This window comes from Paenirhodobacter enshiensis (assembly GCF_000740785.1).
Classification (GTDB): Bacteria; Pseudomonadota; Alphaproteobacteria; order Rhodobacterales; family Rhodobacteraceae; genus Rhodobacter; species Rhodobacter enshiensis.
Window position 1 is genome coordinate 1 of record NZ_JFZB01000030.1, and the last position, 6969, is coordinate 6969.

A 6969-nucleotide genomic window follows, 5' to 3' on the forward strand; every position below is an offset into this window, starting at 1 on the left:
GATCAGCGTGCGCGCCCGCACCCAGGGCGCCAGCGCCGCCGGCGTCACCGGACGGAAGCCATCGTAGACGATATGTTCATAGATCTCGTCCGACATCAGCCAGACCTGCGGGTGACGCTCCAGAACCTCCAGAAGCGGCTGGTAATCCTCGGGGCGGTAGGCCGCGCCGCTCGGGTTCGAGGGCGAGTTCAGCATCAGCCAGCGGGTTTTCGGAGTGATCGCCGCCTCGAGCTGCTCGGCCGTCAGCCGGAACCCCGCCTCGGCGCCGCAGGGAATGGTGATCGCGCGCCCGCCGGCGATGTCCACCATCGCGGAATAGGTCGTCCAGTAGGGCGTCGGGATGATGACCTCATCGCCGGGATCGAGCGTGGCCATCAGCGCGTTGAAAATCACCTGCTTGGCACCGGCGCAGACCGTGACCTCGCGCGCGGTGAACTCAAGGCCGTTGTCGCGGCGGAACTTGGCGATGATCGCCGCCTTCAGTGCCGGCGTGCCGTCGAGCGCGGTATATTTCGTCTCGCCGGCCTTCATCGCGGCATAGGCGGCCTCGACGACATTCGGGGGCGTGTCGAAATCGGGTTCGCCCGCGCCGAGGACGATGACCGGAAGCCCGGCCTTGCGCATCTCGGCCGCGCGCGCGCCGATGCGCAGGATCTCGGACACCGATTGCGTGGCAAGCCGGCTGGCCTTGCGAAACGGAACGGAAACGTCAGTCATTGCAGTCCTCACACGATCCGGTTGACGAGAGCGGTATCGCCCGCCCAAAGCTTGTCGAGGTTGCGCGTCAGGATGTCGAGCACGTTCACCTCGTAGCGGCGGGTTTCACCCGCGGTATGCGGCGTCAGCACGACATTCGGCATCGACCACAGCGGCGAATCCTTCGGCAGCGGCTCGACCGCCATCACGTCGAGGCCCGCCCCCGCGAAGCGGCCGGCCTGAAGTGCCGCGATCAGCGCCGGTTCCTCGACGCAACCGCCGCGGGCGACGTTGATCAGGAAGGCGGTGGGTTTCAGCAGCGCGATCGCCTCGGCGTCGATCATGTTGCGCGTCTCGTCGGTGAGCGGGCAGCTCAGCACCACCACATCGGCGCGCGGCAGAAGCGCCTTGACGTCGCGGAAGCTGTGCACCTCGTCGGCGAAGCCCGCGCCCCGGGCCGGATCGCGGCGCACACCGATCACCTTCATGTCGAAGGCCTTCGCCAGCCGCGCGATGCGATCGCCGATACCGCCGAGGCCGACGATCAGCATGGTCTTGCCGGGCAGCTCGTCCTCGCGCTCGGCCGGGTCGGTCTGCTCGGGGCGCCACCAGGCTTTGGCCTGATTGTCGCGCGCCAGCGCCAGCCGCCGGGTCAGCGACAACATCAGCCCGATGGCATGTTCGGACACCGCATTCTTGTTCACGCCCTGACCGCTGGCCAGAACGATGCCGCGCTCGCGCAACGCCGCCAGGTCGTATTGATTGGTCCCCGAGCTGACCGACTGCAGATATTTCAGCCGCCCGGTGCTGGCGAGCAGGTCGTTTTTCCACAGCCCCGAGACCACGAGAACATCGACCTCGGGCAGGCAGGCCTGAAGGTCGTCATAGGTCGAGACCTGGATCGTCTCGATGCCATGACCGGCGCGGTCGAAGATCGGCTTCATGTTGTAGGCGCCGTGGGCAAAACACAGGCGCAGCTTGTCTTTGGCGGGCAGAAGCGTCGTCGTCAGGGTCATTTCGTCACGGTCCTCGGTCTGTTCAGGATGCAAGAGGCCGCGGCCTGACGGGCAGGCCGTGGCGGGCTCGGAGGGGGAAAGGGGCGGCCGGCTCAGATCATCGGAAGCGGCGCGCGGAGAAGGCGGCGATCTCGGCCGGGACGGCCTTGTCCTCGATCAGGTCGGCGACGATTTCGGCGGTTTTCGGACCCGAGGCCAGCCCGACGTGACCGTGACCGAAGGCGTGGAACACGCCCTTCAGCCCGCTCGCCCGGCCGATCACCGGCAGCCCGTCCGGGGTTGAGGGGCGGTTGCCCTGCCAGCGGTTCACCACCAGTTCATCGCGGCGCGCGGCAAGGGCGGGATAGGTGCGCATCAGATGCCCCAGAAGCACATCGGCGCGACGCCAGTCGGGGGCGGCATCGGTCGCCGACAGCTCTACCTGACCCGAGGCGCGCAACCCGCCGCGGGTCATGGTATTGGCCATCTTGCCGTCTTGCGGCATCACCGGGATCTCGGGGCCGAGGCCGGCATTCGGGATCTCGACATGGTAGCCGCGTTCACTCTCGAGCGGCACGCGGTCGCCCGCGAGCTTCGCCAGCGCGGCCGAGCGCGCGCCGGCCGCGATGATCACCGCATCGCACGGCAGCGTCTCGCGGTCGGTGCACACGGCGCTGAGCCGGCCCGCCTCGGACAGGAACCCGGTCACGCGGCCCTGGGTCAGGCGCACGCCCTGCCCTTCGCACCACGACACGATCCCCGCGACATAGCCGCCCGGATCGGTGCAATGCGCCCCCTGAACCACCAGAATGCCGAAGCCGTAGGACGGTGCGAGGTCGGGGATCAGCGCGTGCAGCGCGTCGCGGTCGAGTTCGCGGGTCTCGATACCGTTGTCGCGCCGCACCCGCCAGCTGAGGCCCTCGGTCTCGTAGGCGGCACGGTCGGCGAAGGCGTAGACCAGCCCCTTGCGGTGGATCAGATCCTCCTGCCCGGTCAGCGCGGCAAGGCGGGTATGACGGTCCGGCCCGTCGCGCAGCAACGCGTTCAGAAGCCCGGCGGTGCGGCGGAACCGGGTTTCCGTGACCCCCGCGAGCAGATAGCGCCAAAGCCACGGCAGCAGCCGCGGCAGATAGCGCCAGCGGATCGCCACAGGCCCGAGCGGATCGAGAAGATAGCCCGGGATCTTGCGCCACATTCCCGGGAACGACATCGGAATGATCGAGGCCGGGCTGAGGAAGGCGCCATTGCCATAGCTGGCCGCCTGTGTGCCGCCCGGCAGCGCCTGATCGACCAGCGTGACCCGGAACCCGCGGCCGGTCAGCTCGGCTGCGCAGGAGGCGCCGATGATGCCGGACCCGACGACGACGACATGTCTGGAAGAAGACGCCACGGATTTTTCCTCATTGGCCCGGACGAAACGCCGTTCGGGGCAGTCGAATTATGGCCGCGCAGCGGCCTGCCGACGCGCCTCGGGGACCGGCACGACAGGTCTCCGGACGCGACAAGGATTGTGTGCCATGCCTCTCCGTATCTTGAAATGGCTGAAAATTTCGCTCGTGGATGATTTTAAGTCATCGCCTGCCCGTGTGCCGCAGAGGCAAGCCGAAACCGTCCGAAATCCCGCCCGGCACGACGCCCCGCCCCGCTCGCGGCCGTCGGCCATCGCGCAGCGCGGCGAATTCCGGGGCATGGGCTACATCTCGGACTTGCGTTTTGGCCGCTTCTTGCGCAGAAGACAAAGGCTGGCCCCGTGGCTCAACTGGATAGAGCAGCCCCCTCCTAAGGGGCAGGTTGGTGGTTCGAATCCACTCGGGGTCACCATTTATTCCTGTGAAATCAGCAAGATGCGGCATTCCACCTCGGTGCGGATGCAGCTTCCGTCCGGATTTTCCGTGCCGAACCATCGAACGGAGGAAGAACGCCGGTACAAATCCCGTACAGGCGGGAGGCATCTTCGCCGCTCAGGCGCCACAAATCCGCATGAAAAACCCCGGCTCGGCGGCAACCGAGTCCGGGGTCAGCATTGAACAGAAAGCGCGAAACTTCCTGCCGGCAGATTACCCGGATCGGGGCCAAAATGCAATCGTGGCCCTCGGGGCGGAGGTGCGCTCATGAGTGCCCGCCTGACCCATTCCGGCCTGCCCGAAGGACTCCCCCCGTTCACCTTGCTCAACATGCTGGACCGGCTGCGGCATCAGCTCGGTCTCGGAAAAGGCGAGATTGCCTATCTGCGGTTCGCCTTCACCAGGCTCAGCCCGCAGGACTTTGCCCGCGGCCATATCTGCGCGATCTGGTACAAGGTCGGTCGTCTGGCCGATGAGCTTGGCCTCAGCCCGCGGCAGATCTGCCGGATCGAAGCCGCATTGGAACGTCTTGGTTTCATTCTGCGCACGGCGCGGCACAACCGGTCGCGCGATGGACGTCGGGCGGAAGATGGGCGGATCGCCGCCGCCTGGGGGATCAACTTCGCTCCGCTGATCGAGCGCGCGGCCGAGATCCGGCGCTTGTCACAGGCCGCGGCCCGGCGAACCGAGCGGCTGAAGGAAGATCGCGCCCGCATCACCGCTCTGATCCGAGAGATCCGCGATCTGGATTGCGCAGAGGCGCTTTCGGCCGCCCGCGCGGTACTGCCGCGCCTGCGGGCTTCGGAGATCGGCGCGCGGGAGAAGCTGGAGACGGTCATTTCCGCGCTGGAAGCGGTGCTTGCCGATTTTTCTGCCCCGATTGGTCAGACCTCCCCGTCCGCGGCGGCGGACGAAAATGTCCGACCTGATACGAAGAAGAAAACCAATATCAAAACCTGTAGCGAGGCCCTGCCGACGCCGCAGACCACCCCGGCGCAGCTTTGGCTGCTGGCCTCGGACGGGCTGAGAGAGGCGATCCGGCTTTATGCCTCGGCCCTGGATCCGGGGCGAGCCCCGGGATGGCAGGCGATCGCGATGGCCGCGCGGGACCGGGCGATGGAGCATGGCGTGCCGGCCGGAGACTGGCAGCGCAGCTGCGATCTTCTGGGCGAGGAACGGGCCAGCCTGTGCCTGATGCTGGTCGATCGAAATGCCGAAAGACGCGACCGATACCGCGTGCGGAATCTGCCGAAGACCTTCGGTGGCATGATCCGGCGCGAGGCAAGGCGGCGCGGGGTCGCCGACCGGCTGCTTGCCGAGTTGCGGCAGTTTCTGGTCCGGCTGGAGCGGGAGGGCTGAGGCGATGAGAGGCTCAAAACGCGGTAGCTCAGTCTGGCCCGGAGTAGGCGACTTTCCCGGTTTCGGCATTTAGCAAGGTTACGCTTGTGGCTACGCCCCCGCACCTTGCGAGGGAAGGGACACCCTTCCCCTCGACCCCAACCCCGCTGCGAAACAGGGCGAGCACGCATGACAGAACTCTTGCCGGATCGCAGCTGTTCGCTGCATGTGCGCTGCTCGAAAGAGGAACGCGCGCGCTGGAAGGCGAAGGCCGCAGCGCATCAGATGCCGTTGTCAGAGTATCTGCGCGCGGCCCTCGACGGGGCGCCCTCGGGGCGGCGGCGGGCTCCGCCCGCGGTCGATCACCGGCTGCTGGTGCAGGTGGCGCGGGCGGGCAACAACCTCAACCAGATCGCCCGCGCGCTGAATGCCGCCCACCGCAGCGGGGCACCGCTGGATGCGCTCGCGGTGCTGGCCGAGCTGATCGAGATCAACCGCGCCCTGCGCGCCGCGCTGGAGAGCTTCTCGCGATGATCATCCGTTTCTTCGATCAGGGCGACGGCAACGGTGCGGCGGCGGTCGACTATCTGCTCGCCGCCGAGGTGCGCGCCTACGACGACGCACGCCGCCCCATTCCCGACCAGACCAGGCATCGCGCGATCCTGCCCGAGGTGTTGGGCGGCGATCCGGAACGCACCCGCGCCCTGATCGACGCCTGCCCGCGCAAGTGGCGCTACACCTCGGGCGTGATCGCTTTCGCGGCTTCGGATACACCGGACGAGACCGAACAGGCGGAGGTCCGCGCGGGCTTCGAGGCCGCGGCCTTCGCCGGCCTCGCCCCGGATCAGCGCGATATCCTTTGGGTGCGGCACCGCCATCAGGGCAATGTCGAGCTGCATTTCCTGATCCCGCGCACGGAACTGCACCGCGGCCGCGCTTTCAACCCGGCCCCGCCCGGGGCGGAGCGTTATTTCAACGCCTTTCGCGACTATTGGAACGCGCGCAAGGGCTGGGCCGATCCGGCGGATCCGGCCCGGCGCCGCGACCTGCGCCCCGTGGTCGAACAGGGCGAGCGCGGCGCGATCCGTTCCGCGATCCACGCGCTGATGATCGAACGGATCGAGGCCGGAGAGATCCGCGATCACGCCGGGATCCTTGCCGCGCTCGCCGGTCTGGGCGATGCGGGGCTGGAGATCAAACCGCCCCGCGAAACACGGCGCAAGAGCGCGCGCCCGAAGCGCCCGGCAACCCGCGTCACCCTGCGCCGGATCGGTTCGACCGACACCCGCGAAACCTACCGGCTGGAAGACCGGATCTTTCACGAGGACTGGACGGCAGAGGAGTATTTCTCGGGCAAGGCGGCGCGGGCAGCTGGCGAATGCCACAAGGTAGCGCCGCCCGAACATGTCGAGGAACTGCGTCTGAAGCTGGAAGCAGCCATCGCGCGCCGCGCGGCCTCCAACCGGGCCCGTTATGGCGGAAGGGTGCGGAAGTCGGCGGATGCGGTCGAGGGGGCGCGTCTGACCGCGGCCTTCATGGCCCGGAACGGCGCGCCGCAAGATCCGCTGGTGCCGGCGCCGATCCTGAAGCTGGATGACGTGCCCGAAGTGTCCCCTCCGGAAACGCCCGAGCCGCGCCCGGAACTTCCCTGGGAGCGGGCTGCGCCTCGCCAACCTGTGCGACGGCGGAAGCGGCCCGCCCTGCTGTCCCGATCCCCCGAACCAGAGGAGCCCCTGCCCGATGGACGAGCTGACCCCGCTCGAAAAAGAGCTGCTGCGCTGCGTCGAGAGTTTGCTGACCATGTCGAAAGACGCCGACGCCGGCATGGCGCAATTGGAACGCTCGCTCAGGACTGTGAACGCCGATCTGGCACGTTGCGAGAGCTTGCTGACCTCTTCGGTCGAGGAACGGTTGCGCGCCTTGGAAGAGGGGCAGCGGCAATTGCTGAGCTTGCTCAGAAGGTTGTCGCCCGGCTGACCGGTCGGCCCGGGCCTCAGGGCTCGCCGCGGCGCAGGGGATTTTCACACTGGTGAGGACGCACGGAAGTGCATCAGTGCGGATTGTATGAGGTGGTCCCCATTTTCCGGACAGTTTTG

At 67.5% G+C, this 6969-nt stretch carries 6 protein-coding genes and 1 tRNA gene; 4 read left to right on the top strand and 3 right to left on the bottom strand.

The annotated features are described in order from the left end of the window. From CG50_RS12600 to CG50_RS12610, 3 genes are all read right to left on the bottom strand, one after another. A partial coding sequence (locus CG50_RS12600) for an aminotransferase class I/II-fold pyridoxal phosphate-dependent enzyme (protein WP_036638982.1) occupies positions 1-717 on the bottom strand: 717 nt, incomplete at its 3' end. 8 nt (positions 718-725) lie between these two features. Continuing rightward, on the bottom strand, positions 726-1712 hold the full coding sequence (locus CG50_RS12605; RefSeq protein ID WP_036638984.1) for a D-2-hydroxyacid dehydrogenase: 987 nt from the start codon (positions 1710-1712) through the stop codon (positions 726-728). Between the two features lie 97 nt (positions 1713-1809). After that, positions 1810-3081, bottom strand: coding sequence for an NAD(P)/FAD-dependent oxidoreductase (locus CG50_RS12610; RefSeq protein ID WP_036638986.1), 1272 nt, complete (start codon positions 3079-3081; stop codon positions 1810-1812). Between the two features lie 354 nt (positions 3082-3435). Between CG50_RS12610 and CG50_RS12615 the strand changes: the two genes are divergently transcribed. From CG50_RS12615 to CG50_RS16295, 4 genes are all read left to right on the top strand, one after another. Further along, positions 3436-3512 (top strand) — tRNA-Arg (locus tag CG50_RS12615). Between the two features lie 290 nt (positions 3513-3802). After that, positions 3803-4894 carry a helix-turn-helix domain-containing protein gene (locus CG50_RS12620; protein WP_036638990.1) on the top strand — a complete coding sequence of 364 codons (1092 nt, stop codon included), beginning with the start codon at positions 3803-3805 and terminating at the stop codon, positions 4892-4894. Positions 4895-5062: 168 nt separating this feature from the next. Beyond that, positions 5063-5407 (top strand): MobC family plasmid mobilization relaxosome protein, encoded by a 345-nt coding sequence (locus CG50_RS12625; protein ID WP_051909985.1) that lies wholly within the window; start codon positions 5063-5065, stop codon positions 5405-5407. Then, complete coding sequence (locus tag CG50_RS16295) at positions 5404-6906, top strand: relaxase/mobilization nuclease domain-containing protein (protein WP_051909986.1); 1503 nt, start codon at positions 5404-5406, stop codon at positions 6904-6906. The genes CG50_RS12625 and CG50_RS16295 overlap by 4 nt, the downstream gene beginning before the upstream one ends. The last annotated feature ends 63 nt before the right edge of the window (positions 6907-6969 follow it).

Coding starts and splice junctions, on each gene's coding strand:
- CG50_RS12620 (WP_036638990.1), top strand. CDS start 3,803: ATGAGTGCCCGCCTGACCCATTCCGGCCTGCCCGAAGGACTCCCCCCG.
- CG50_RS12625 (WP_051909985.1), top strand. CDS start 5,063: ATGACAGAACTCTTGCCGGATCGCAGCTGTTCGCTGCATGTGCGCTGC.
- CG50_RS16295 (WP_051909986.1), top strand. CDS start 5,404: ATGATCATCCGTTTCTTCGATCAGGGCGACGGCAACGGTGCGGCGGCG.
- CG50_RS12605 (WP_036638984.1), bottom strand. CDS start 1,712: ATGACCCTGACGACGACGCTTCTGCCCGCCAAAGACAAGCTGCGCCTG.